Here is a 1,936-nt window from a genome sequence, read left to right as displayed (position 1 = left end):
GGAAGTGATTTTGGCTCCCATCCGTAAATACCTGGCTGAAAGCTTAGGAGCCTGGCAGATTAAACCCTTACCGGTCCTGGCGGCCAGGCTGGGCAATGAGGCGGGGATCATTGGCGCCGCTCGCCTGTCCCTGGGTCTACAGGAACATTGAGAATCCTTAAAGCTTACCATGGCTAATTTTGGTCGGGGTATTTTGTATACAGCATTCTTGTTATCCTGGCTAAAAATTTAATGTGGTCAGGGAGGATTTTGTTTCTCCGTATAGAATTAAATAGCAATGGTAAGACCACAGACGTCGGAATAGAGGCGGGAGTATAGATTGAGGCTTCCTTTGTGGCCGGGACCTTAAGCCTGGTGGGACTGACTTTCTTTGCCCCTCGCCTGGCCAATGTGGCCCTGGCTTTTGGGCCACCGGAGTACTTCGCCTTGATGTTTATGGCCCTGAGCCTGGTAATCAGCCTTTCGGGGCGGGCTTTGCTAAAGGGGCTCATTGCTACGGCCCTGGGCCTGCTGGTGGCCATGATTGGCCTGGATCCCCTGACAGGGGAAGCCCGCCTGACCTTTGGCACGGTTTCCCTCATGGCAGGGGTTAACTTCATCAGCGTCATCATCGGCCTCTTTGCTATAGGGGAGGTCCTGGTTAATGTGGAACGGGCGGTAGCCTCGATTTATGAAAATAAAATTCGTGACTGGCTGCCGACGAAGGAAGACTTAAAACAGAGCTGGGGCGCCATGCTGCGTTCTTCGGTAATTGGCTTTTTCCTGGGGCTCTTGCCGGGGTGCAGCCCGGCGGTAACCACCTTTATCGCCTATGATGCCGAAAAAAGGTTTCCAAACGACCTCACCTCTTCGGCCATGGCGCCATAGAGGGGGTGGCGGCGGCGGAAGGGGCCAATAATGCTACCTGCAGCGGTGGTTTTGTACCTTTATTCTCCTTTGGTATTCCTTCCGGGCCGGCCCTAGCCGTCCTCCTGGGCGGGTTTATGATGTATGGCTTGCAACCAGGACCCATGTTGTTCAAGGAAAATCCTGACCTGGTGTGGGCGGTCATCGCCATCATGTACCTGGGTAATGTTTATCCTGCTGGTTTTAAACCTGCCCCTGGTGGGGTTGTGGGCGCGGATCGCCCTCATTCCCTTCCCCATTTTAGGACCAATGATTATCCTGTTCTCGGTTATCGGTGCCTATAGTGTCCGCTTCTTGATGTTTGACGTTTGGGTGGCCCTTATTTTCGGTGTCCTAGGCTATTTAATGCGCAAACTGGGCTTTCCCTTGGCGCCTATGGTCCTGGCCACCGTCCTAGCCCAGATGCTGGAGACTTCCTTAAAACAGCCCCTGGTTCTTTCCGATGGTTCGCCCCTGATTTTCTTCACCAGGCCCATTGTAGCAGTCTTTATGCTCCTGGCCGTGGTAATGATTGCCTGGGGCCTGTGGCTGCAGTTCAGCGGCTGGGGGGCCGAACTGGCGGCTGATGATAGCGATTAAAAAGGCAAGGGAAGACCACAAACTAAAGTTAAACCTCTCTTTATTAATTAGTCTGGTATCTAATTGATGAAGGGAAGCCTTACTACGGGCTTCCCTGATTGTTGATCGGGCTTAAGACACCCATGCCGCTAACGCGGCACCATAAGAAGGATGAAAATAACGGGCTGGCATTTGTTTGGAGCGAGCAAAAACAATGCCAGCCTGGAGCGAGGTTATTTTCAGGGTAGACTGTGCCCATTATGGCCTGAAGTAGGGGGGTCGAAATTGACTAAAGTGAAAGTCCCTTACGGGGAAGGATACCTAACAGGCGAGTTGCCGGCTGGTTTAAGGGTACACGAAATAACTCCCCGGGAGGTGGCCGGTGTAGCCGATGCTACTGCCGAGATCCGCCGGGCCTTAGAGAATCCTATAGGTAACCGGGGGATAGAAGAGCTACGCGGCGCCCAAAAAG

Annotated in this window: 2 protein-coding genes and 1 pseudogene; all 3 read left to right on the top strand. The window is 53.2% G+C overall.

The features are described from left to right. Window positions 1-333 precede the first annotated feature (333 nt). Window positions 334-1,190: pseudogene (locus E308F_RS16990) on the top strand (tripartite tricarboxylate transporter permease). Next, complete coding sequence (locus E308F_RS16370; protein ID WP_216364584.1) at window positions 1,072-1,485, top strand: tripartite tricarboxylate transporter permease; 414 nt, start codon at window positions 1,072-1,074, stop codon at window positions 1,483-1,485. The pseudogene E308F_RS16990 and the gene E308F_RS16370 overlap by 119 nt, the downstream one beginning before the upstream one ends. A 264-nt stretch (window positions 1,486-1,749) precedes the next feature. Next, the coding region (locus E308F_RS16625; protein WP_373995967.1) for a lactate racemase domain-containing protein at window positions 1,750-1,936 on the top strand (187 nt) is incomplete at its 3' end.

This window comes from Moorella sp. E308F, assembly GCF_006538365.1.
Taxonomy (GTDB): domain Bacteria; phylum Bacillota; class DSM-521; order Neomoorellales; family Neomoorellaceae; genus Neomoorella.
This window is presented reverse-complemented; position numbering and strand designations above follow the sequence as displayed.

Coding starts and splice junctions, on each gene's coding strand:
- E308F_RS16370 (WP_216364584.1), top strand. CDS start 1,072: ATGTTTATCCTGCTGGTTTTAAACCTGCCCCTGGTGGGGTTGTGGGCG.